Origin of the sequence: Enterococcus sp. DIV1421a, from assembly GCF_051711025.1 — a bacterium.
In the GTDB taxonomy this organism is placed as follows: domain Bacteria; phylum Bacillota; class Bacilli; order Lactobacillales; family Enterococcaceae; genus Enterococcus_B; species Enterococcus_B hirae.
Window position 1 is genome coordinate 489,892 of the sequence record NZ_JBIOLU010000001.1, and the last position, 23,880, is coordinate 513,771.

Here is a 23,880-nt window from a genome sequence, read left to right on the forward strand (position 1 = left end):
GACAACCCAACGCTTAAACGTTCTTTTCCTATTTAGTCATCTAAACCAATCAAATAATCGTCATCTTGCATTGCTTCCACATGCCCTAAGAGGTAGCCATTTCCCACTTGTGAGAAGAAATCATGGTTGCTGGTACCGGTAGAGATACCGTTCATCACGATCGGATTGACATCATTTGCTGTATCTGGAAAAAGTGGATCCATTCCCAAGTTCATCAATGCTTTATTGGCATTGTAGCGCAAGAATGTTTTCACTTCTTCCGTCCAACCGATTGGATCATACAGTTCTTCGGTATAACGTTCTTCATTTTCGTACAATTCATATAATAAATTGTACATCCAGTCTTTTAACTGTTCTTGTGCTTCTTCGGATAGTTCATTGTAACCTAATTGGAATTTGTAGCCAATGTAAGTTCCATGAACTGATTCATCTCGAATAATCAATTTGATGATTTCTGCTACATTCGCTAACTTATTATTTCCTAAATAATAAAGAGGAGTATAAAAGCCGGAATAAAATAAGAATGTTTCTAAGAACACACTAGCGATTTTCTTTTCTAAAGGTGTGCCATTTTTGTAGATTTCATTGATACGTTCCGCTTTTTTTTGTAAATAAGGATTTGTATTCGTCCATTCAAAGATTTCTTCGATTTCTTTTTTTGTATTCAATGTACTAAAAATGGAAGAATAGCTTTTTGCATGGACCGATTCCATAAATTGGATATTGTTCAATACAGCCTCTTCATGCGGCGTACGGACATCCTTACGCAGCTGATCCATTCCGCTTTCTGATTGGACAGTATCGAGTAAAGTCAGTCCACCGAAGACATGGCCAACCGTATCTTTTTCTAACTGTGACAGTGTCCGCCAGTCATCTAAATCATTAGACAAAGGAATACGGGTATCTAACCAAAATTGTTCAGTTAGTTTCTCCCACGTAGATTTATCAATGATATCTTCAATTTCATTCCAGTTTATTGCTTCATAGTAAGTTTCTGACATGAGAAATGCTCCTTTATTTAAATTACCTGTCTGTTCATTTTTTGCTTACTTGTTTTAGATGACACAACTTTCACATTGATTGCTGCCGATTTCTTCTGCATCATCAGTAAACGTCCGAACGTAATAAATTGATTTGATGCCTTTATGGAAAGCGTAGTGACGTAAGATATTCAAATCACGTGTTGTTTGTTTAGTCGTTGTTTTCCATTCATATAGACCTTCTGGGATTTCAGAACGCATAAATAGGGTTAAACTCATTCCTTGATCTACATGTTGTTGAGCAGTTGCGTAAATGTCAATGACTTTTCGCATGTCCATGTCATAAGCTGAAGTATAGTAAGGAATTGTTTCATTTGACAGATAAGGCGCTGGGTAATAGATTTTCCCGATTTTCTTTTCTTGACGCTCTTCGATCATGCGTGTAATCGGATGAATACTTGCACTAGTGTCATTGATATAAGAAATCGAACCATTCGGTGCTACAGCTAGACGATTTTGATGGTATAAACCATCGGTCATGATCGCTTGTTTTAAGTTTTCCCAATCTTCAGCAGTTGGAATAAAGATTCCTTCAAATAAAGCTTTTACTTTATCAGATTTTGGTTGGAATTCTCCAGTAACATATTTATCAAAATAGCTTCCATCTGCATAAGCAGATTTTTCAAAGTTATGGAAGACTTGTTTTCTTTCACGAGCAATCGTATTACTTTCAACTAATGTCCAGTAATTTAAAAGCATAAAGTAAATATTTGTGAAATCTAAGGATTCTTCAGAGCCATACGCCATTTGTTCCTTCGCAAAGAAAGTGTGCAAGCCCATTGCTCCTAGTCCGATCGTATGATTCAATTTGTTTCCATTTTGGATTGGAGGGACAACATCGATATCGGAAGCATCTGTGATGTAAGTCAATGCCCGTGTCATCGTACGCACAGACTGACCAAAATCAGGGCTGTCCATCAAGTTAACGATGTTAGTCGAACCGAGATTACATGAGATGTCCGTTCCTAATACTTCATATTCTTGTTTTCCATTGATAACAGAAGGTGTTTGAACTTGTAGGATTTCCGAACACAAGTTACTCATGATGATCTTTCCGTCAACTGGATTTTCACGATTCGCTGTATCAATATTGATGATATAAGGATAACCGGATTCTTGTTGTAATTTCGAAATTTCATTTTCAAGTTCACGTGCTTTGATTTTTTGTTTCCGAATATTAGGATTCGCTACTAAATGATCATACTCAGCAGTGATGTCGACATAAGAAAATGGCACGCCATATTCTTTTTCCACACTATAAGGACTGAAAAGATACATTTCTTCATTTTTACGAGCTAACTCGTAAAATTTATCAGGAACGATTACACCAAGTGAAAGTGTCTTTACTCGGATCTTTTCATCTGCATTTTCTTTCTTGGCAGAAAGAAAAGCAATGATATCTGGGTGGAAGACGTTCAAATAAACGACACCAGCACCTTGACGTTGACCTAATTGGTTTGAATAGCTAAAACTATCTTCAAATAATTTCATAACAGGGACAATACCACTTGCTGCTCCTTCATAACCTTTGATCGGTGCCCCTGCTTCACGTAGGTTTGAAAGAGTGATCCCAACACCACCGCCGATACGTGATAGTTGTAAAGCAGAGTTGATCGAACGACCGATAGAGTTCATATCATCAGTTACTTGTGTCAAGAAACAAGAAACGAGTTCCCCACGACGTTTCCGACCGGCATTCAAGAAAGAAGGGGTAGCAGGTTGGTAACGTTGGTGGATCATTTCATCTGCTAAAGACAACGCCAATTGTTCATCACCATTAGCAAAATAAAGTGCGTTGAAAGCTACTCGATCTTCATAAGATTCAAGATAAGCAGTCCCGTCATTCGTTTTTAACGCATATTGTGAATAAAATTTGTAGGCAGCCATAAATGATTTAAAGGTAAAGTGTTGTTCTGCTAAAAATTGATAAAGTGATTCAATAAATTCAGCAGAGTACAGTTGGATAAATTCTGACTCTAAATAGTCGTTTTCAATCAAATAATTGATTTTATCCATTGCTGTTGCAAACGTCATCGTGTTTGGTTTGACATTTTCTTCAAAAAAAGCGGTTAGCGCTTCTTTATCTTTATTTAGCGGGATCTGACCATTTACTGGTCGATTGATTTCATTGTTTAATTTAAAGTAACTAACATCTTTTAACTGCTTAAGACTCATAAGTACGCCCAACCTTCATTCCATATTTTGATAGTGAATATTGTTTCGTGCTGTAAAAAAGGATTTGGGGAGTTTACGGCAAAAACAAGTGCCTCAATTCCATCAAATCCAATTCTACGTTCTTTTCCATTTCGATTGACTGGTGACTAACTAGCAAGTTTGCGAAGTTGATCTGGTCGAAACCCGATCACCGTTTGTGCATCTGACGTGATAACAGGAACACTTTGGAATCCTTGAGCTTTTAACCATTCAATTGCATCTGGTTGTTCGTCGATATTAACTTCTTCAAAATCGATTTGGTTGTCAGTTAAAAAGCGTTTGACCATCTTGCATTGCATACAATTATTTTTAGAAAATATTTTGACATTCATGTGTATTGCCTCCTCCACAGCTCTTGTTTCTCTATAATGAATAGTATAAAACTATTAGTAAAAAAGTCAAACAACAAACACTACATCTTGTGTTGTGGAAACTGTGGAATACTATGTTTTGTGGTTTTTGAAAAACAGCTGAAAACAAGTAACAGGGGAAAAAATACTTGTTTTAGTACAGTGAAGGTTGTGGAAAAATCCCCGAAAAGATTTTTTTATTTCCTTATTAAGTGGTTAAATGAAAGTTCGCTCATAAAATCACAACGTTCGTTGACTTTATCAAGTAACGAGAGTATTCTTATTGAGAATGATTCTCAATGTATGTTGATAAATGAAGTAAATACTAGGAAAAATAAATAGAAAGAACTATCATGATGTTTTTCACAAGAAGGAGATGAAAATCGATTTATGAATTTGAATGCTACTTTATCTTTAGATGCCACTGTCCCTTTAGAAGAAGCGAAGCTAAATCTTGTTTACCAAATTGAAAAATTGCAAACGAGTGAAGCAGTCAAAAAACATTTGCAAAATCTCGGTATAATCGTTGGAAGTAAACTCGTTGTTATCAATCGATCAGGAAGTAATGGAATCGTCCTGCTAAAAAATAATCGGATCGCGATCGATCGAGGGTTGTTTAAACAAATTTTAGTGAAAAAGAACGAACTTTCTAAGGATAACTGGACTTCATTAGATCAACTGACTGTTGGAGAACGAGGAATCGTTGTAGGGATACATGGAAAAGGCGCTGTTAAACGGCGTTTGATGGATATGGGCGTAACGAAAAATGTTCCTTTGACCGTAAGAAAATTAGCACCACTAGGAGATCCGTTAGAAATTACCTTGCGAGGGTATGAGTTAACGCTTCGTAAAGAAGAAGCAATGTTGATCCTTGTGCAAAAAGAGGTGTAAAAAATGAAGGTAGCTTTAGTTGGTAACCCTAATAGTGGAAAGAGTAGTTTATTCAATGCCTTAACTGGTGCTAAACAATACGTAGGGAATTGGCCAGGGGTAACGGTGGAAAAAAAAGAAGGAAAAATGAAGAAGAATCCGATAATCAAGATTCAAGATTTACCTGGAATCTATTCCCTGTCACCTTATACACCTGAAGAAGTAATTGCGAGAGATTATCTGACCAACGAATGTCCTGATCTGATCATCAATATTGTCGATGCCACAAATTTAGAAAGAAATCTTTATCTGACTGCACAATTATTAGATCTAGGCATCCCCATCATTATCGGACTGAATATGATGGATATCATTAAAAAAAATGGCAAAAAAATCAATGTCGAAAAATTAAGTTATGGTTTAGGCATACCTGTGGTTCCTATCAGTGTATTGAAAAAAGAAGGGTTGGATAAACTCACGAAGAAAATCATTGACGCCCTCAAGCAGCCAAAAGAACAGAAGGTATCCTTACTAACTAATTATGACGATCGACTAGAAGCTGCAATCCATGAAATCGAAGAGATATTAGGAAAAGATCAGCCTTTTCAACGCTGGTCTGCCATCAAATATTTTGAGCGTGATCCACAGTTATGGGAAAAACAAACAATAACGACAAAACAAGAAAAAGAAATTGAGCAGCTGATTCGTCTGACAGAGAGACTATTTGATGAAGATAGCGAAACAATAGTTATTAATGAACGATATGAATGGCTAACGCAACTTACTGCACTTTGTGTCGTGTCTACGGATTCATTTCGCTTGTCCATCAGTGATAAAATCGATCGAATCGTTACTAATCGCTGGTTCGCTTTACCAATTTTTGCTTTTGTCATGTGGCTGATCTATTATTTAGCGATTCAAACAATCGGAACAATGGGAACCGATTGGATCAATGACACGTTATTTGGCAGCTGGTTGCCACAACACGTCGAACAGGTACTGGTCAACTGGCAAGTGGCACAGTGGATGCAACAATTGATCCTCAATGGAATCATAGCAGGGGTAGGCGCAGTGTTGGGCTTTCTACCTCAGCTGATCGTCTTGTTCTTGTGTTTAAGTTTCTTGGAAGATTGTGGCTACATGTCACGGATCGCTTTTGTGATGGATCGTTTATTTCGGAAATTTGGTTTGTCAGGGAAATCGTTTATTCCTATGTTGATTGCTACAGGTTGTGGCGTTCCAGGGGTGATGGCTAGCCGAACCATTGAAAATGAGCAAGATCGGCGCTTGACGATCATGGTCACAACGTTTATGCCATGTTCTGCTAAATTACCAATCATTGCTTTGATTGCAGGAGCGTTTTTCCCCCATACTTCTTGGGTAGCACCCTCTGCTTATTTTCTAGGTATGTCTTCCATCGTTTTATCAGGGATCATGTTGAAGAAGACGAAGTTATTTGCTGGCGATACCGCACCATTTATTATGGAACTACCAGCGTATCATTTTCCACAAGGAACAACGATTTTACGCCAAACCTATGACCGCAGTAAATCATTCGTCAAAAAAGCAGGAACGATCATCTTTGTTTCAAGTATTTTGATTTGGTTTACTTCTTCGTATAACTTTTTTGGTCAACCTGTTACGGAAGATCAAAGTATTCTAGCAAGTGTTGGACGGATTGTGGCTCCTCTTTTCCAACCACTAGGATGGGGGAATTGGCAAGGAACAGTAGCTACGATCACTGGATTAGTGGCCAAAGAAAATGTCATTGGGACTTTTGGTATTTTGTTTGGGCACAAAGAAGTAGCGGAAAATGGTCGAGAGATTTGGCAAGCATTACAAGTTACGTATACTTCCGCGGCTGCTTATTCCTTATTGTCCTTCAATCTGCTTTGTGCTCCCTGTTTTGCAGCAATCGGTGCGATCCATCGTGAAATGAATTCAAGGAAATGGACACTGATCGCAGTTGGTTATCAATGTGGGTTTGCTTACTTGGTAAGCTTCATGATTTATCAGTTCGCTCATTTATTAGAAGGCGGCTCTATCGTATTTTCGACTTATTTAGCAGGTATGGTTCTGATTGGATTAGGTTACGCTTTATTGAAAAAGCAGCAGAAGAAACAAGAAATTTTGACGTTATCATTAGAAGGTGGAAATTAAATGGCGACTTTTTTATTAAGTGTATTGATCTTTGGCAGTGCTGGTTATATTGTATTTTCACGTGTCAAATCAGGAAAAACGTGTGATGACTGTAAAAGTGCTTGCCCAGTAAAGAAAATCTAACGGATGTGAGATGATAAAAACAACGAGTGATGATCGAAAAACAGTTCATCGTTCGTTGTTTTTTTGAGTGGTTGATTCTGTTTCTTTTGATTTTTCTCCAAGGAACAGACTTAAAACCTTTTTAAGATTTTTTGCTTATTTTGATTTCCCATAGTAAGATGTAACTGAAAAAGAGAAGGAAGAGGAGAATAAATGGCAGGAAAGAAAAAAATTGTTCGTCCAAGATACCAACAAATCGCAGTTGATCTGGCTGAACGAATCGTGGAAAACCGTTATCAGGTGGGGGAGAAGATCCATGCGAGATCCACTTTAGCAAGTACATATAATGCTTCTCCTGAAACTACAAGAAAAGCAATCAATGTGCTAGTTGATCTAGGGATCATGGAGGTTCGCCATGGCAGTGGGGCATTCGTTGCCTCAAAAGAGAAAGCCAAAGATTTTTTATTGCAATACCAAGATGTTCAATCGATCCAAGAAACAAAAGCCGAAATTATGGCAAGTGTAGAAAAGCAACAAGAAGAATTGGATCATTTTTCACAATTATTAGATCAATTAGTCAGTCAAACGAAACGGATACATAAGATGAATCCTTTATTGCCATTTGAATTAACGTTGACGAAAGAAGCGACCCATCTTGACCGCTCCATCAGCGAGTTGAATATTTGGCAAGCAACAGGAGCGACAGTGATTGCGATTTCCCATAAAGAAGAGTTGCTCGTTTCACCTGGACCGTATGCCAAATTCACAGCGGGTGACACTGTACATTTCATTGGAAACGAATTTACTTTACAAAGAATGACTAATTTCTTCTATCCAGAAAACTAGTCCTTTAATTATTTTTTATCATCAAATTTTAATCTTGAATAAGCCTAACCGCTAGGGCTTTATTCAAGTTTTTTTTATTTTGGAAGCAAACAAAAAAGTCTCCTTTTTGACAAAGTGACTACACGATGTTAGTATAGTGTGGTCACTTTTTTCAGAAAGTAAAATGAATTTACATAAACATAAAAAAGGAGAAATTTGTTTGGTAAAGGTAGAAGTAAAAAATTTAACAAAAATATTTGGTAAAAAGACACAAGTAGCTTTAGAAATGATGAAGAATCATCAACCGAAGACAGATATATTGAAAAAAACCGGCGCAACGGTCGGTGTGTACGATGCTAGCTTTGATGTTCAAGAAGGCGAAATATTCGTTATCATGGGTCTTTCCGGTAGTGGGAAATCAACCTTGATTCGATTATTGAATCGTTTGATCGAACCAACAGCAGGAAACATCTATATCGATGGAGAAGACATCTCAAAATTGAGTAAAGAAGAACTTCGTGAAGTTCGTCGTCACAAGATCAATATGGTTTTCCAAAACTTTGGGTTATTTCCACATCGTACGATCTTAGAAAATACGGAATATGGTTTAGAAGTTCGAGGAGTTCCGAAAGAAGAACGCCAACAAAAAGCAGAACAAGCACTTGAAAACTCAAGTTTGCTTTCATTTAAAGATCAATATCCAAATCAATTATCTGGTGGGATGCAACAACGTGTGGGGCTAGCTCGAGCATTAGCCAACGATCCAGAGATTTTATTGATGGATGAAGCTTTTTCTGCTCTTGATCCGTTGATTCGCCGTGAAATGCAGGATGAACTACTCGAATTACAATCAAATGTCCAAAAAACGATCATTTTCATCACCCATGATCTAAACGAAGCGTTGCGAATCGGTGACCGTATTGCATTGATGAAAGATGGTGAAATCATGCAAATCGGCACAGGGGAAGAAATCTTAACGAATCCTGCTAACGATTATGTTCGAGAATTTGTGGAGGAAGTGGACCGCTCCAAAGTCTTAACAGCTCAAAATATCATGGTTCCAGCATTGACTACCAATATTGAATCAGATGGTCCGAATGTGGCATTGACTCGAATGCGCAACGAAGAAGTAAGTATGTTGATGGCAGTCGATAGAAAACGAAACTTAAAAGGAATCATTACAGCTGATCAAGCGCTAGAAGCCAGACGCCAAAAACGGCCGTTGATTGATTTCTTAGATGAAAATGTCACTGTCATTGGGAAAGACATGATTGTCAGTGATATCTTCAATATTATTTATGATTCACCTACGCCACTAGCAGTCGTTGACAACGGTAAACTTAAAGGGGTTGTCATTCGAGGAAGTGTGATTGAAGCATTAGCAGAATCAGGTGAGGTGAATGAACATGAATAATTTATTAAACTATCAATTACCCGTAGCAGATTGGGTTGAAAAATTGACAGAATGGTTTACGACTACGTTTGCAGGATTATTTGCTTTTCTACAAACGATCGGGCAAGCAGTGATGTCTGGGATCACTAATTTATTATTAGTTATTCCAGCACCAGTGTTCATCCTTTTATTAACAGTCGTTGCATTCTTTATCTCTAAGAAACGTCCAGGACTGACCTTGTTTACGTTGATCGGTCTATGGTTTATTTACAATCAAGGGTTATGGTCTGATTTGATGAATACTGTGACACTTGTCTTATTGTCTAGTATGATCTCCATCATTATTGGTGTACCATTAGGAATCTTAATGGCAAAAAGCAGCAAAGCGCAAAGTATCATCAAACCGATCCTTGACTTTATGCAAACTATGCCAGGATTTGTTTACTTGATCCCAGCAGTTGCATTCTTTGGGATCGGGATGGTTCCAGGGGTATTCGCCTCAGTTATCTTTGCGTTACCACCAACTGTTCGTTTCACAAATCTAGGTATTCGCCAAGTACCAAAAGAATTGGTGGAAGCATCTGATTCATTTGGTAGTACCAGTTGGCAAAAACTGTTCAAGTTAGAATTACCATTGGCTAAAAGTACGATCATGGCGGGGATCAACCAAACCACCATGTTGTCACTTTCAATGGTCGTGATTGCTTCAATGATTGGAGCGCCAGGATTAGGTCGTGGCGTCTTGTCAGCATTACAACGTGCACAAGTCGGAAATGGATTTGTTAACGGGGTAGCTTTAGTTATCTTGGCGATCATCATTGACCGTTTTACGCAACATTTGAATCAACCAAATAATAAAAAAGCGACAGGTGCGAACAAACAAAAAAGTAAAAAACGCCAAGGAATCATTATTGGAGCTGTAGTGGTTGTGATTTTAGGTGCCATTGGCTTAGGTAGTTTAGCTAATAACAAAGAAACAAAAAAAATCAATCTTTCATATGTAGAATGGGATACTGAAGTAGCTTCAACGAATGTAGTTGCTGAAGTACTTAAAGGAATGGGCTATGATGTGTCGATCACACCATTAGATAATTCCATCATGTGGGAATCTGTTTCTAAAGGAGAATCAGATGGGATGGTAGCTGCTTGGTTACCAAAAACCCATGGTTCTCAATATGCACAGTACAAAGACCAAATAAATGATCTAGGTGCTAATTTAACCGGTGCTAAAGTTGGCTTAGCTGTTCCAAGCTATATGGATGTCAACTCGATTGAAGAATTAACCAATCAAGCAGGTAAGAAAATCACCGGTATTGAACCTGGTGCCGGAGTCGTCAATGCTGCTGAAAATACAATCAAGCAATATGACAACTTAAAAGATTGGACCGTAGAAACTTCTTCTTCAGGTGCGATGACAGTGGCATTAGGTCAAGCCATCAAAAAGAAAGAACCAATCGTTATTACTGGTTGGACTCCACATTGGATGTTTGCTAAATATGACTTGAAGTATCTTGAAGATCCTAAAAAAGCTATGGGAAGTGCTGAAGAAATCCATACGATCGTCCGCAAAGGATTAAAAGAAGACCAACCAGAAGCATATAAGGTCTTAGATAATTTCCACTGGTCAGAAAAAGATATGGAAAAAGTCATGTTAGAAATCAATAACGGAAAAGATCCACAACAAGCAGCGCAAGACTGGATCAAAGAAAATCAAAAAACAGTCGATAGCTGGAAAGAATAATGTTTAGGTAACTGATCACGAAAAGTTCGATCAAACTCTAGTAAATCATAATGAAGCGTTCTGAAAATAGTCTTTACTATTTTTGGAACGTTTCATTTTTTGTACCAATATATTAGAAGTTTTTGTGCAAGACAGCTAGTATTGAGGTGCTCGTTCAATTTTTTGTAAATATTTGAATAATGTTATGATGCTTCAACACTTCAAAACAAACCGAAGTATCTGAGAAGCATTTTGCTCATTGTATTTTTCAGTACATGTTTGTTTTTGGTTATATATGGTTTTCGTCTACATTTCGTCGACTTAACTCAGGCATCTTCGCTGTCAGTTGACTCCTTGCAAAATCTAAATCATTAAGCCAGTCTTTAATCTGTTCTTTTGCTAGGATTAAGGGCATGCGATCATGAACGGGAAGCACTGATTGACTTGGTTGAGTGGTCAAAATGATTGATTCGGTTTCAAATCCAGCTTCATTTTTATGGATTCGATAAAAACCACCGACATAAAGGACGGACGTTTGACTGTCAGTGAACATTACTTTGTGTTTATCAGAATCCCATTCATAAAAACCCGACATTGGGAAAACACAACGAGTCTCTTTGAAAGGGTGAGAGAATGTCTTTTTTTCTTCCACAGTTTCTGCTCGAGCATTGATCATTAGCTGTCCTTTTTTAAAACCGGTAAAGCCCCAACGAGTGATACCTGGCACAACAGCGGATTCTTGATTAAGACCTAATGTTACTACATGGTACGATGGAAAAATTTCATTTTTTCCAATGTGGATTTGCTGACTTTCTGCCTGTAGCTTTACTTGTTCATAATACTTTTTCAGTTCATCGGATGCTAAATCAAAAAAATAACGTCCACACATAATTTTTTCCTCCAATCACTAGTTGATAAAACGATCCAATAGTTAGTTAATGGTTGGCAAAAGGCTGTCTCATCAACTAAATAGGATCCCAAGGTGTACGAATTTCTCTGGTAATACGTCAAAAGGGCTAGACTTACTTTGTTTCATTGAAACTTTAATTAGATTGTAACGATAAATGCTTTGTTAATAAAGTAAACGCTATCATTTGGTTGCGATGAAGAGATCTGTTAGAGGAAGCAATGTGGTTTAATTAATTGAAGGTTTGGCGGAGTTCATTCATTCGCAGTTTTCCCCCGGACAATACTAAGTGATCAATCAAAAGAATATATCCGAAAAACAAAAAATGTCATCACGTACACTCTTTTCGAAACTACCGAAGTAGCCAAGAATGTACTGATGACGTGGGTTTGGCACCCAATGGGCCGTGAGGGGCTCGAACCCGCGACCCGCTGATTAAGAGTCAGCTGCTCTACCAACTGAGCTAACGGCCCAATAAATTTATGAAATATTTACTGAATATTACTTAATAATAGTAGCACTGTGGATTTTAAAATGCAAGACTAGCTTAAAAAAAATCATAAAAAACTTTACGTCTTTATAGAAATTCATTCATAGTTTATTCACAAATGCTCAGTATGATATAACCATACCAACCAACAAAAGTTCTTGCAAAAGAACTAACCCTAACACTTTTTCATTTTTACTCCTTCCCGCCATTTTTAATGGCGGGTCTCCTATTTTAGTAGGTAAAACCATGCAAATGATCCACTTCCTCAAATCCTGCTGCGATCCCTTTTTGTTCCAAAAGCGTTTCATTATTTTTTTGTAACGTTACATAGATTTCTGTACTGGCTTTTTCACGAATCACTCGATTCATCAATCCTTTGTGAGGCGCCATTAATGGATGTCCGTCTTTTTGTAGGACTGCCAGTGTTAATTTAAGCTGTTGTTGTTTGATCGTGATAACTAAATAGTCTTTTTCTTGGACGATTGATAAAATTTTAGCTCCGTAGTAAGTAGCAAAGCGGTATTCTTCGCTCTGGATCTGCAACACTGCGATGATTCCCAAAAAACGTCCACCAAGAAATGGAATTTCTGCTGCAGAAAAGAAAAAACGTGCATCGGACGTCTCAAATTGATTACACTGGGCCCATACATAAGTTGCAGGAAAAGAAGAGCCCCAATCTTTTTCTACATAACCAATCCCCTGATCAAAATCAATGGGTTGATCATTCCAGACTAATTCTCCCTGTAGTGAATGTTTCATGCTTAATATCCCATGGTAACATTCCATAAAAGCGAAATAAGAAAAAGGGCCCATGATACTAGGGGCATAGTAGCTCCGATGGATAGGTGTAAAATCGCCATAATCAATCGTTCCATGAATCGACAGATTGTCATTGGTTAACGAAAGAGAAATACCCTTTTCACTAAAGATATTTTCACCAATTTTTATGAAAAAATGTTCTTTTTCGATAAAGAGTTGCGCACTATCAAAATAAAAAATCTCGGAATGTTCATGACTGATTACTTGTATAAAGGGAGACTTTTCTCCGTTTTCCGCAATCGAATAGCCAGGAATGAAAGCATAAACGTTATTTCCGATTTGATGTTTAAAATACCATCCTTCAAAAAAAGGGTGGGTTTTGTTTTCTCCTTGAAAAAATTTATCTGTTGGAATCATCTTTATTTCCCTCCATTCACTCTTATTCAGTGTACCATGCCGAATGGACTGAAGGTTTCAAATAAGCTTAGAAGTAAGCCAGTTACTATCCGTAGGTCTTAAGGAATCAGAAAAGTAAGAAAAAATAGCAAACAAAGAACCAAGGTATCTGTTTAAGGAGGGAAAGATTGTTTTATTTTAGGTATTCGCAAGTAAAATTGTTTTATTTTCTCGAGAAATTTAATATAATTGAATTACCTAGTTAAAAAAACTAGATTGGATGTTTTTAATAACTCTAATAAGATGTTTGTAAAAACAACAAAGGAGAACAAGTAATGGAAAAAATGCGACAACAATTAATTGAATGGGGAAAAGAACTGGAAAATTATCATTTACCTCAGTGGGATGAACTTCCTGATTTAGAACTTTATATGGATCAGGTCAGAACGTTAGTTGATCGCTATCTTTCTCCTGTTATCCGAGGTGAGAAACATCCATTGTTGACCTCTTCAATGGTAAATAATTATGTGAAATTAGGGCTAGTTCCAGCGCCCATCAAAAAACGATACAACAAAGAGCATGTTGCATTTTTAATTGCAATTACATCATTGAAGCAAGTCCTGACAATTCCCGAAATTAAAGAAGGAATCCTCTTTCAAGGGAAAACGGTTGGTATCCGTGAAGCCTACAATCTATTTTGTCACGAACAAGAAAAAGCCATCAAAATGGTTAGCCAATTGGCTCAAGGAGAAGTCTATCCACAGATATTGGAGCAAGAAATACCCGTAGAATATATCGCAGTTCGATCGGCGACCTTGTCATTTGCGATGAAATTGTTGGCAGAAAAAACGATTAGTCTAGAAACTGAGTATTTAATTGAGGAGAAAAAAAATGAAAAATAAAGTGGCGATTTTAGTAGACTCTGGGACAGACGTTCCACAAGAGCTAATTGAAAAATATCAAATGTATGTGATTCCATTAAAGATTATTTATAAAGATCGAGTATATACTGATAAAGTTGATATTACTCCGGAGGAAATCTATCAAAGATTACCTCAAGAGATTCCAGGAACATCTTTACCTGATGGCGAAACAATTACCAAAATTTTTGAACAGATCAAACAGGACGGCTATGAAAAAATCTTAGCAGTGACAATCTCAAGTGGATTAAGTGGTACGTATAACATCGTTCGGTTGATTGCCCAACAACAAGAAGAATTGGAAGCGTATGTACTAGATACTAAGAACATTGGGATCGGAGCAGGCTTTTCAGCAATTCAAGCAGCTAAATGGTTAGAAGAAGGAATGGAATGGTCATTATTGATTGAAAGACTCAATGAATTAGTCAAACAGACCAAAGTATTCTTTAACGTGGCAACCCTTGAATATTTACAAAAAGGGGGAAGGATTGGGTTAGTTGCTTCTATATTAGGAACGGCTTTAAAATTAAATCCAATCATTTCTTGTAATGATGAAGGCATTTACTATACAGTGGGCAAAGCAAGAGGTCGTAAAAAAAGTCTAGATCGAACTGTTTCCTATGTGAAAGAACGAGTTGGAACAGCTAAAGTCTTTAACTTAGCCGTTGCGCATGGAGACGCCAAAGAAGAAGCAACTGAGATGATGGCGAGATTGAAAGAAGAATTTCCACAAGCGCAACAAATCTATTTTGGTCAAATATCCCCTGCACTTGTTGTTCATACAGGTCCTGGTTTGTTAGGCGTCGGGGTTCAAGTATTAGAAAAGTAATCAGAAAAATAGCTATTCAACAAAGTCAAACAGCTTAAAATAGCAAAGAAGAGGTTGGAATAAAAGTGTTTAGCATCGAGAAATAAGAAGGGATTTTCGAAAATTGAAACGAAACATAAATACTAGTGTTTGCTGTTAATTGTTATCTACTTGGCACTTCCCAAATTTTTGGTTAATTTCGGCTTATTTTTCGAAGATGTTGGTTTCACCGTTTATTTGTTTTTCTAGATACTAGAAGAGACTGAGGCAAGTTTTGCCTTAGTCTCTTTTTGATCGTTTAGCTAAGAATGACTCTGAGTGATAGGAAAGATAAAAATCAACATCTTACAACTTAAACAAAAAAAGATAAATATTATATAGCTTAAGTAGCGATGTATTTGGCAGCGTAAAATGTTATAATACGAACTATTAATAAAAAGAGGTGGTATAAATGAAAAAAGTAGGATTTGTAATGGTTATTTCAGCTTTTCTTCTTGTTGGTTGTGGCACAAAAGGAAATAAAGCAGAAGAATCAAAGGCTGCTTCATCCAGTGAAACTCAAACAATGACTAACTCTTCAAGTTCAGCCAAACAAGCATCATCACAAACCCAATCTACTACGACTAATTCCCAGTCTGTCGCGAAAAATACGAATACTACGCAAAATGAAACAACGAGCGCATCAACGACAATCAGCAGCACCACCGAAACAATGGTCACTCCTGATCCGCTAAGTGGCTATACAAACGACCAAATTGAATATGCCCGTGTCTGGTTAGCAGTTATGGGTACACATTACAAAACCGATTTATCCAGTGGGAATTTTAAACTTCATGTGTCACATTCAGCTGCTGGAGCAGCAGTCAATCCTTATGATAGCACGAGTTTGACTTTTCCAACTGAAACGGTTACTCTTTCAGGAGAATATGGTTATCAAAGTTTAGTTGTTTATTCAAGCAATCATAACGGTACGATCACTTGTTATCCTGTTCCGAGTCATTTTCAAGGTGATCCAAGAGATCAAGCAGCAGTGAAAAAGCAGGAACAAGAAATCCTTGATCAAGCAACGATTGTTTCGATCCCGACTGGCAATCCTGAAGATGTCAAAGAATTAATTGCGGTACAAGTTGTAGATAACTGATGAATACCGTCGTTTTCTATAAAAAATAAAATAGCCCTATCAATCAGTAAAACGAATCGAAAAAAATGCTATTTTTTGATTCGTTTATTTTTTGTCACCAAAAACAAATAAAGGATAAACAAAATGAGGATTCAAGTGAGAAGTGTATGTTTTCTGTAAGGCTTTTTTTACAAAGATGAAACATCTTGGAAAATACGTTATAATGGGAGAGTATGACAATAATAAAAAAGAGGTGGCTCTTTAATGAAAAAGATTTTAGTTGTCGATGACGAAAAGCCGATTTCGGATATCGTCAAATTCAATTTAGCCAAGGAAGGCTATGATGTTTATACTGCATATGACGGGGAAGAAGCCTTAGAAAAAGTCACTGAGGTGGAACCTGATTTGATCTTGCTAGATTTGATGTTACCAAAAATGGATGGCTTAGAAGTCGCGCGTGAAGTACGGAAAACCTACGACATGCCGATCATTATGGTGACTGCAAAAGATTCTGAAATCGATAAGGTATTAGGACTGGAATTAGGTGCTGATGATTACGTGACGAAGCCTTTTTCTAATCGTGAACTAGTGGCTCGAGTGAAAGCCAATCTTCGTCGTGGCGCAACTGCTACCAAAGAAGTAGAAGAAATTGCCCCTTCTGAACTCGTGATTGGTGACCTGACGATTCATCCGGATGCTTATATGGTAACGAAACGAGGCGAAACAATTGAACTAACGCATCGTGAATTTGAATTGCTTTTTTACTTAGCAAAACACATCGGACAAGTGATGACACGAGAGCATTTGCTGCAAACCGTGTGGGGCTATGATTACTTTGGTGATGTGCGAACTGTAGATGTAACCGTGAGACGTCTACGCGAAAAAATTGAAGATAATCCAAGTCATCCTAATTATTTAGTGACACGGCGAGGTGTTGGTTACTATTTACGTAACCAAGAACAGGAGTAATTGATGAAAGGAAAAGTGCGCTTTTTTCGATCAGTCAATTTCAAAATTGCGATCACGTTTATTTTGATCTTACTGATTTCGATTGAGATTATTGGTGCCTACTTTATCCGAGGGTTAGAGCGTTCAACAATCAATACATTTATCAAAGATATGAATCAAACAGTTGAATCTTTAGCGACCACGATCAGTCCCGAATTAAATCGTAAAGACAACGCAGACATTGAAGAAGTCAATGCCAATATCAAACGATTCATTGAAAACAATGCCTCGAGTGACATTTTAGAGATTCGAGTTATTGATGAAAAAGGGATTATACGTGGGACAACGGATGTTAGTGATCAAAGCTCAATCGGTAAGAAAAACGATTATGTAGATATCAATGATTTCACAACAAAAAGGTATGTCGCATTAGATAGTGACGATAAGCGAGTGAATATCAATATTCAACCGATCCTGTCCCCGACCGGCGATGCCGTTATCGGGGCTCTTTACGTCAAAAGTAATATTGAGCAAAAATATTCTGAAATCAATAATACTGCGATTATATTCTTCACAGCTTCGTTGATCGCAGCCCTGATCTCCATGGTCGTATCAGTCTTAGTCGCACGGTCGATCACTCAGCCAATTGGCGAGATGCGAGAGCAAGCGATTAGGATTGCTCGGGGAGATTATAGTCGTAAAGTTAAAGTCCATGGACAAGATGAATTAGGGCAACTGGCGGATACATTCAACCAGCTGGCTGAAAGAATCGAAGAAGCTCAAGACACGATGGAAGCGGAAAGGAATCGGTTAGATAGCGTCCTGTCACATATGACAGATGGTGTCATTGCGACCGATCGAAGAGGTAAAGTCATTACGATCAACGATATGGCTGTTTCTTTATTGGATGTCAAAAATGAAGATGCAATCGGTCAGTCGATTTTGACTTTGTTAGATATTGAAGAAGAATATACATTACGTAAACTGCTAGAAGACCCAAATGAAATGGTACTTGATCGTTCAACTGGATTAATGGAAAGCGACCAAATGATTTTACGAGTAGATTTCTCCATGATCCGCAGAGAATCAGGTTTTATTAGTGGATTGGTAGCCGTATTGCATGATGTAACAGAACAAGAAAAAACAGAAAGAGAACGTCGTGAATTTGTCTCGAACGTGTCTCATGAACTTCGCACACCGTTGACAAGTATGCGTAGTTATATTGAAGCTTTAAGTGAGGGAGCTTGGAAAGATGAAGAAGTTGCTCCTAATTTCCTAAAAGTAACGTTAGATGAAACAGATCGAATGATCCGCATGATCAATGACCTGTTGAATCTTTCGCGAATGGATACAGGAAATACACAATTACAGTTAGAGTACGTCAATTTTAATGAATTAGTCAATTTTGTTCTTGACCGCTTTGATATGATGGTGGGTAACCAAGAAAAGAACTATACGATTAAACGGGAATTTACCCAAAGAGATCTTTGGGTAGAGATTGATACCGATAAAGTAATCCAAGTGATTGATAATATTATGAATAATGCGATCAAATATTCTCCAGACGGTGGAATGATCACATGTCGTTTGTTGGAAACACACAATAATGTGATTTTAAGTATTACTGACCAAGGACTTGGGATTCCTAAAAAAGATTTGAATCGGGTATTTGAACGATTTTACCGCGTGGATAAAGCGCGTGCGAGAGCCCAAGGTGGAACGGGGTTAGGATTGGCTATCTCTAGAGAAGTAGTCAAAGCCCACCGTGGCGCAATCTGGGCAGAGAGTAAAGAAGGAAAAGGATCAACCTTCTATATCTCGTTGCCATATGAACCATATGAGGAGGAATGGTGGGAATGAAAATTTCTGAAAAAGTTATTCGAATAGGATTACTCCTAATGATTGCTTTAAGTATCTACCTCTCATATGCCATTTGGCTAAGTCCAGCAGGTAAAACCTCGGTTAATTTTGACGAATCCAATTCACAGATGATCGATTCACAAAACTACCGAAAAGCATCTGAAGTTTTTCTTCCATTACATGTGACTTGGTTGCATTCAGGACAAATAAAGGAAACAAATAGTGAAAATCTTGTTTCTCGCCTCCAAACAGTCATCGAGGGCGCTCGATTTGGCAGAGTAACAGAAATCGTCAATGGCGATAAAGAGAAATTTGACAAGCTAAAAACTATTCAAGAAGGCATTGAGCTTACTTATAATGCGCCGCTGCTACTTAGTGAGTATAAAGAAGCCTTTCATCTAAGTTTGGATTTTTCAGCGCTTCCTAATCGGACAGATTCTATTTACTTTATGCGTATCCAGTTTGATAAAAATGAGAACAAAGTGCGATTCCTTGATTTTGAGACGGATTCCATTTACGAATCGAATCTTTCAGTTGATTGGAAAGAGTTGGAAAAAGAATTAAAGGCAACCGATAGTACGTGGACAGAGATGGAAAAAACGCCTTCGATTGTTGAGACACAATATGAAACGAAAGATAAAATCAAATTAAAAAAATATAGTTATATCCTGTCACAACAACCATATACTTTGTTTAGAAATGCCTTTTTCCAAAAACCAGATGAGGTCAAAACAAATAATGAGAGCAATGAACTGCTTTTTTATGATGGAAATGAGACGATGAGGATTCATTCAGAAACACAAATCGTTGATTTTCGGGGAGAAATCGGACAAGACAACGTCACAGCGAATATTTTCTCACAAAGTTTTCCATATATTAGTAAATTAGGCAATTCATTAGGAAATATGCGTTATTTTGATCGAGAGAACAATCAGATCGATTATCGAATATTTGTAGAAGGATTTCCTGTATTTGGTTCAGACAGTAAAGGGAAAGTTGAGATTGAAATTGGAGCGGATCAAGTAGATTCACAAGTGAAGATCCAAACCAGCTTGAATACGATCCAAGTACCGATTCCATCTGATGAAGAAGTTGAATTGCCACAAACAGAAAAAGTCATCCAGAGTCTTTTGGATAAAGGGGCAGACAAAGAAAAAATCGAGTCGTTGATTGTTGGCTACACGTGGCAAAATATCAAGGAAACGAATCGAGTCGTCGATTTATTACCTGAGTGGTATGTAAAATACCAAGGTCAATGGTACGCTGTCAATGATTTGCTTGGACGATTACCTGAAACGGAGGCGAATTAAATGGATTTCAAAAAAATTGAATGGATTTTTTTCGTTGCTTTTTTAGGGTTAAATGTTTTTTTATTTAGAAGTTATCAAGAAACGATCAGCCAAGAAAATAATGTGATCCGATCAGGACAAACCGAATCCATTCAACAACGACTTTCTAGTGATGACATTTCTTATACTGGTAAAATCTCTTCAGAAAGTAGACAAGGGTATTATTTAAGTGCGGAGGAAACGGACCTTAGTAAGGAACTGGATAGTCAACGTCATGGGACAAGTAAAAAAGGACTGTTGAGTAGTGGGATTGTTTTCAATGACAATGTCTTAACAAAAACTTTATCTGAGACAGAATCAGAAAATAGTATTTTTGATCCTGATAAAATGGGAAGTTCAGTGAATAGCTTTTTAAACAAAAAAAACAATGTACTCTTTGGTAGCGATTATGTTTATATGAAGAATTTTTCTGATCTAGACAGCGCAACGCCAGAAGTACAAGCAAGTCAAAAATATGATGGCCTACCTTTTTATGATGATACAGCTAAAATTGTGTTTTCACTGAATAAACAAGATAAAAGTTACATGGTCACGAAGTACACTCAGACACATTTATCCGATATTGAACAATTACGGGAAAAAACAGAATTACACACAGAAGAAGATGCAATCAAAACATTGTATGTAAATAATAAGATTTCTCGAGGTTCAAAAATCCTTTGGAGGCAGCTTGCTTACTCTTGTATTTTGAAAGTGCGAGAAAAGAATGTGTATGTTCCAGTCTGGTATGTGGCGATAGAAACGCCTGATAAATCGACCCAAGTAGAGTCGGTCAATGCATTTAGTAATACGATTGTAACAAATAATACGATTCCAAAGGTGGAAGATCATTAAAAAAGTAGTATAATGAAAAAAGTTTACAAAGTAAGAAGGGAAGTAGTCAAATGGCTGAAGAAAAACCAGCTTTTAAAATCAGTATCCTAGCCAGTGGAAGCTCTGGAAATTCACTTTATATCGAAAGTGATAAAAAAAGGCTCTTGGTAGATGCTGGTCTCAGCGGGAAAAAAATTACTTCTTTGTTGGCACAAATTGATCGGACACCTGACCAATTAGACGGGATTTTAGTCACTCACGAACATCGTGATCATATTCATGGAGTAGGGGTACTTGCAAGGAAATATCATTTAGATGTGTTTGCCAATGAAAAAACATGGGAAGCAATGTCTCCATTAATTGGGAATGTTCCTATTGAACAAAAGCATTTGTTTGAAATGGGGAAGGTGCAAACATTTGGGGATCTAGATATTGAAAGCTTTGGCGTTTCTCACGATGCTGCAGCTCCGCAATTTTATCGTTTCCATAAAGAAAACCGTTCATTTGTGATGTTAACTGATACAGGTTATTGCAGTGATCATATGCGAGGAATCATCAAAAATGCAGATGGCTATTTGATGGAAAGTAACCATGATTTAGAGATGTTGCGGATGGGCCCTTATCCTTGGAATTTAAAGCAACGGATCTTAGGTGATCGGGGGCACTTATCCAATGAAGATGGCGCCTTAGTCATGACAGATGTTATTGGTGATCGTACCAAACGTATCTACCTTGGTCACTTGAGTAAAGAAAACAATCTAAAAGAACTAGCTCACTTGACGATGGAGAATGTCCTAAAAGAAAAAGATCTAGGTGTCGGTTATGAATTTGATATTTATGATACCGATCCCTCAGAAGCAACGGAGTTATTTTCGATTTAGCCGTAGTCAACTATATAACCCCAAAAACGCTCAAACAACTTGTTTTGAGTGTTTTTTTTGTTCATTTAAAGCAGAGAGGATTTTTGTCTCATTCAGTTACGTTTTATTAACAACGGGGTGTACTTTCAATAAGGCTATAATAGTTTAAATTTTAGATAAGATATATTGTTCATTGGTTATTGATAGTGATTTTTTATTATATTTAATTAAATATAAATGTTTGTTTAATAGAGATGTGTTTATGAAAAATAGTTATTTTATTATTTTAGGGTTGTTATTGTTGGCGGGGTGTTCAAACTCAGGATTTGATCGTACCTCTTCCAGCACGGATCAGACTTCCACGCAGATCACCAAGACTTCTACAGAAAATTCACAAAATAGTACCACCAAGGAAAAAGAGAATCAACCTATTAGTAATGTAGAATCGACGGGAAATAATCCTGCAGAGGATTCAAATGTGCAAGAAATAAAGGATTCTTCAACTACTACTGAAACGATTGCTAATGAAAGCGAGAAAACAGATGAATACTATCGTTTAATCAAGCAGGCGTGGCAAGAACAATCTGAATATATCAACTCGTTAACAGATCCTAAGGTGAAACAATCTGTTCAAACACCGTCTGCTGCCGCAAACGCCAAAGCTAGCCAATTGGAATTGGACAATCCAGCAGATACGCAGTTGATCCAAACTAGTTTAAAACAAGTGCTGAATGGTCAATAATAAATAAGGAAAAATAGTTGTGATTAACAGGATCCTTTCCGAAAAAATTAGCCGAAGGAGATTGAGACAAGTTTTGTCCCAGTCCCTTCGGCATTTTTTGACAAATGCTAAAACAGCTATTCAAAGATCAAGTATAGTTAGACCGTAAATGAAAAATATAATAGAGAAGACTAGGCAAGAGGGACATTGCTCAAAACAGACAGATACAAAGTGAAACTAGCTTCCCATTATTATTGTATTAGTGAAAAGATTGAAAATTTTTATTACGCCTAATAGGTGTATCACTTACTTTTACATAATCAAAAAGTTGAAACAAGCTAAAAGTTTATTTTAGAAAAATTATTGAATCGTTCCAAATGTTTCACCTTTTTGTACTCTCCATCCGGGATAACGATACTACTCAAAGTTGGAAACATAATTAGATGTGATCCACATTGACGATAGACATACCATTGAAATGTTTTGCTATTTTTCAAAGTAGATGAATAGGGAAAGAAAAACATAGTGATTAGGCAATATATTTCAAGAATGATTCTTTGATTCGTTGACATTTTTTTCTGGTTTTTGCATCGTAAGTCTTACTGATTCCTAAAAGGAGACAAATTTCTTTACAAGAATAACCGTGATAAAGCAGTTCGATGAAGGTACCTCTAAAAAAGTCCTGTTTTTTAAAATTTTCTATTAGAAGTTTTTCCTCGATCGAACGTTCTGCACTTTTAACTGTGCAATTTTTAGAATGATGTAGCGATTCGATGTTTTCCCATCTTGTCACGTCATAAGTAATCCCATCTTTATTGAAGACCTTACTTCCGGATTTTTTATATTGTTTCCAAGTCTTCTTTTCAGCAATATAAATCCTTCGCAACGTAACATTTTTAAACGTGGAGCCTGAGATACTCTTGAAATCTTCAATGCCTTCCCAAATTGCTAAACAAAGGTTACTGTAGAAGTCTTCAAAAGGAATAAATACTCCGTTAGATTGTGCTTTAAATACAAAACGATGCGCACAAGATTTTATATAGGGGTCTAAATCTAAAATGATTAAATCTAAGATATCTTTATCATTCGTCAGATAATATTTCTTCAATAAGTCATCAATCATTTGCCAGATATTCATTTCGCAACACACTACCTTTATTTTTTTGAAAGATACGTTCCTAAAAATGTTATTTTGTGACATATAAAATAACTTTTTTGTAAAAGTTAAATAAATGATAGTCTGATAGATATATAA

The 23,880-nt window shown here is 37.0% G+C and carries 21 protein-coding genes and 1 tRNA gene; 15 read left to right on the forward strand and 7 right to left on the reverse strand.

The genetic code is table 11. The annotated features are described in order from the left end of the window. Positions 1 to 32: 32 nt before the first annotated feature. The 3 genes from nrdF to nrdH form a co-directional block, all read right to left on the reverse strand. Positions 33 to 1,001, reverse strand: a complete 969-nt coding sequence (gene nrdF / locus IGK21_RS02365) for a class 1b ribonucleoside-diphosphate reductase subunit beta (RefSeq protein WP_010720068.1) — start codon at positions 999 to 1,001, stop codon at positions 33 to 35. A 54-nt stretch (positions 1,002 to 1,055) separates the two neighbouring features. Beyond that, complete coding sequence (nrdE, locus tag IGK21_RS02370; protein WP_181914804.1) at positions 1,056 to 3,215, reverse strand: class 1b ribonucleoside-diphosphate reductase subunit alpha; 2,160 nt, start codon at positions 3,213 to 3,215, stop codon at positions 1,056 to 1,058. Between the two features lie 146 nt (positions 3,216 to 3,361). Beyond that, positions 3,362 to 3,586 (reverse strand): glutaredoxin-like protein NrdH, encoded by a 225-nt coding sequence (nrdH, locus tag IGK21_RS02375; protein WP_010738447.1) that lies wholly within the window; start codon positions 3,584 to 3,586, stop codon positions 3,362 to 3,364. Positions 3,587 to 3,994: 408 nt separating this feature from the next. On the opposite strand from nrdH, the gene IGK21_RS02380 reads away from it, so the two are divergent. From IGK21_RS02380 to IGK21_RS02405, 6 genes are all read left to right on the forward strand, one after another. After that, a complete protein-coding gene (locus IGK21_RS02380; protein ID WP_034699516.1) occupies positions 3,995 to 4,495 on the forward strand; it encodes a FeoA family protein in 501 nt (166 codons plus the stop codon). A 3-nt stretch (positions 4,496 to 4,498) separates the two neighbouring features. Beyond that, positions 4,499 to 6,634 (forward strand): ferrous iron transport protein B, encoded by a 2,136-nt coding sequence (gene feoB / locus IGK21_RS02385; protein ID WP_034699518.1) that lies wholly within the window; start codon positions 4,499 to 4,501, stop codon positions 6,632 to 6,634. After that, positions 6,635 to 6,757: a hypothetical protein gene (locus IGK21_RS02390; RefSeq protein WP_010720063.1), complete on the forward strand. Its 123-nt coding sequence runs from the start codon at positions 6,635 to 6,637 to the stop codon at positions 6,755 to 6,757. It abuts the gene before it with no gap. A 192-nt stretch (positions 6,758 to 6,949) separates the two neighbouring features. Then, on the forward strand, positions 6,950 to 7,582 hold the full coding sequence (locus tag IGK21_RS02395; protein ID WP_010720062.1) for a GntR family transcriptional regulator: 633 nt from the start codon (positions 6,950 to 6,952) through the stop codon (positions 7,580 to 7,582). Positions 7,583 to 7,781: 199 nt separating this feature from the next. Continuing rightward, positions 7,782 to 8,975, forward strand: a complete 1,194-nt coding sequence (locus IGK21_RS02400) for a quaternary amine ABC transporter ATP-binding protein (protein ID WP_010720061.1) — start codon at positions 7,782 to 7,784, stop codon at positions 8,973 to 8,975. Next, positions 8,968 to 10,695, forward strand: coding sequence for an ABC transporter permease/substrate binding protein (locus tag IGK21_RS02405; protein ID WP_010720060.1), 1,728 nt, complete (start codon positions 8,968 to 8,970; stop codon positions 10,693 to 10,695). The genes IGK21_RS02400 and IGK21_RS02405 overlap by 8 nt, the downstream gene beginning before the upstream one ends. A 268-nt stretch (positions 10,696 to 10,963) precedes the next feature. Here the strand turns inward: IGK21_RS02405 and IGK21_RS02410 are convergent, their stop codons facing one another. From IGK21_RS02410 to IGK21_RS02420, 3 genes are all read right to left on the reverse strand, one after another. Next, positions 10,964 to 11,563 carry an SOS response-associated peptidase gene (locus IGK21_RS02410; RefSeq protein ID WP_034699519.1) on the reverse strand — a complete coding sequence of 200 codons (600 nt, stop codon included), beginning with the start codon at positions 11,561 to 11,563 and terminating at the stop codon, positions 10,964 to 10,966. A gap of 418 nt (positions 11,564 to 11,981) precedes the next feature. Further along, positions 11,982 to 12,054: transfer RNA gene (locus IGK21_RS02415), tRNA-Lys, on the reverse strand. A 248-nt stretch (positions 12,055 to 12,302) separates the two neighbouring features. Beyond that, a complete protein-coding gene (locus tag IGK21_RS02420; protein WP_034699521.1) occupies positions 12,303 to 13,247 on the reverse strand; it encodes a tocopherol cyclase family protein in 945 nt (314 codons plus the stop codon). A gap of 314 nt (positions 13,248 to 13,561) precedes the next feature. Between IGK21_RS02420 and IGK21_RS02425 the strand changes: the two genes are divergently transcribed. From IGK21_RS02425 to IGK21_RS02465, 9 genes are all read left to right on the forward strand, one after another. Next, positions 13,562 to 14,128, forward strand: a complete 567-nt coding sequence (locus IGK21_RS02425; protein WP_010720056.1) for a DUF1836 domain-containing protein — start codon at positions 13,562 to 13,564, stop codon at positions 14,126 to 14,128. Beyond that, positions 14,118 to 14,975 carry a DegV family protein gene (locus tag IGK21_RS02430; protein WP_010738442.1) on the forward strand — a complete coding sequence of 286 codons (858 nt, stop codon included), beginning with the start codon at positions 14,118 to 14,120 and terminating at the stop codon, positions 14,973 to 14,975. The genes IGK21_RS02425 and IGK21_RS02430 overlap by 11 nt, the downstream gene beginning before the upstream one ends. 430 nt (positions 14,976 to 15,405) lie before the next feature. Further along, on the forward strand, positions 15,406 to 16,095 hold the full coding sequence (locus IGK21_RS02435) for a hypothetical protein (RefSeq protein ID WP_034699523.1): 690 nt from the start codon (positions 15,406 to 15,408) through the stop codon (positions 16,093 to 16,095). Positions 16,096 to 16,338: 243 nt separating this feature from the next. After that, positions 16,339 to 17,043 (forward strand): response regulator YycF, encoded by a 705-nt coding sequence (gene yycF, locus IGK21_RS02440; RefSeq protein WP_010720053.1) that lies wholly within the window; start codon positions 16,339 to 16,341, stop codon positions 17,041 to 17,043. Positions 17,044 to 17,046: 3 nt separating this feature from the next. Then, entirely contained in the window at positions 17,047 to 18,882 is a 1,836-nt protein-coding gene (walK, locus tag IGK21_RS02445; protein ID WP_010738440.1) for a cell wall metabolism sensor histidine kinase WalK, read from the forward strand. Next, a complete protein-coding gene (locus IGK21_RS02450; RefSeq protein ID WP_010720051.1) occupies positions 18,879 to 20,192 on the forward strand; it encodes a YycH family regulatory protein in 1,314 nt (437 codons plus the stop codon). Before walK ends, IGK21_RS02450 begins: the two co-directional genes overlap by 4 nt. After that, positions 20,193 to 21,065 carry a two-component system regulatory protein YycI gene (locus tag IGK21_RS02455; RefSeq protein WP_034699525.1) on the forward strand — a complete coding sequence of 291 codons (873 nt, stop codon included), beginning with the start codon at positions 20,193 to 20,195 and terminating at the stop codon, positions 21,063 to 21,065. It abuts the gene before it with no gap. 50 nt (positions 21,066 to 21,115) lie between these two features. Continuing rightward, the gene (locus IGK21_RS02460) at positions 21,116 to 21,925 is read left to right on the forward strand and encodes an MBL fold metallo-hydrolase (protein ID WP_010720049.1); all 810 of its coding nucleotides are present in this window, start codon (positions 21,116 to 21,118) and stop codon (positions 21,923 to 21,925) included. Positions 21,926 to 22,166: 241 nt separating this feature from the next. Further along, on the forward strand, positions 22,167 to 22,646 hold the full coding sequence (locus IGK21_RS02465) for a hypothetical protein (protein WP_438718863.1): 480 nt from the start codon (positions 22,167 to 22,169) through the stop codon (positions 22,644 to 22,646). A 508-nt stretch (positions 22,647 to 23,154) separates the two neighbouring features. On the opposite strand, the gene bacL2 is transcribed toward IGK21_RS02465, so the two are convergent. Further along, positions 23,155 to 23,763, reverse strand: coding sequence for a BacL2 family protein (bacL2, locus tag IGK21_RS02470; protein ID WP_034699527.1), 609 nt, complete (start codon positions 23,761 to 23,763; stop codon positions 23,155 to 23,157). Positions 23,764 to 23,880: the final 117 nt, after the last annotated feature.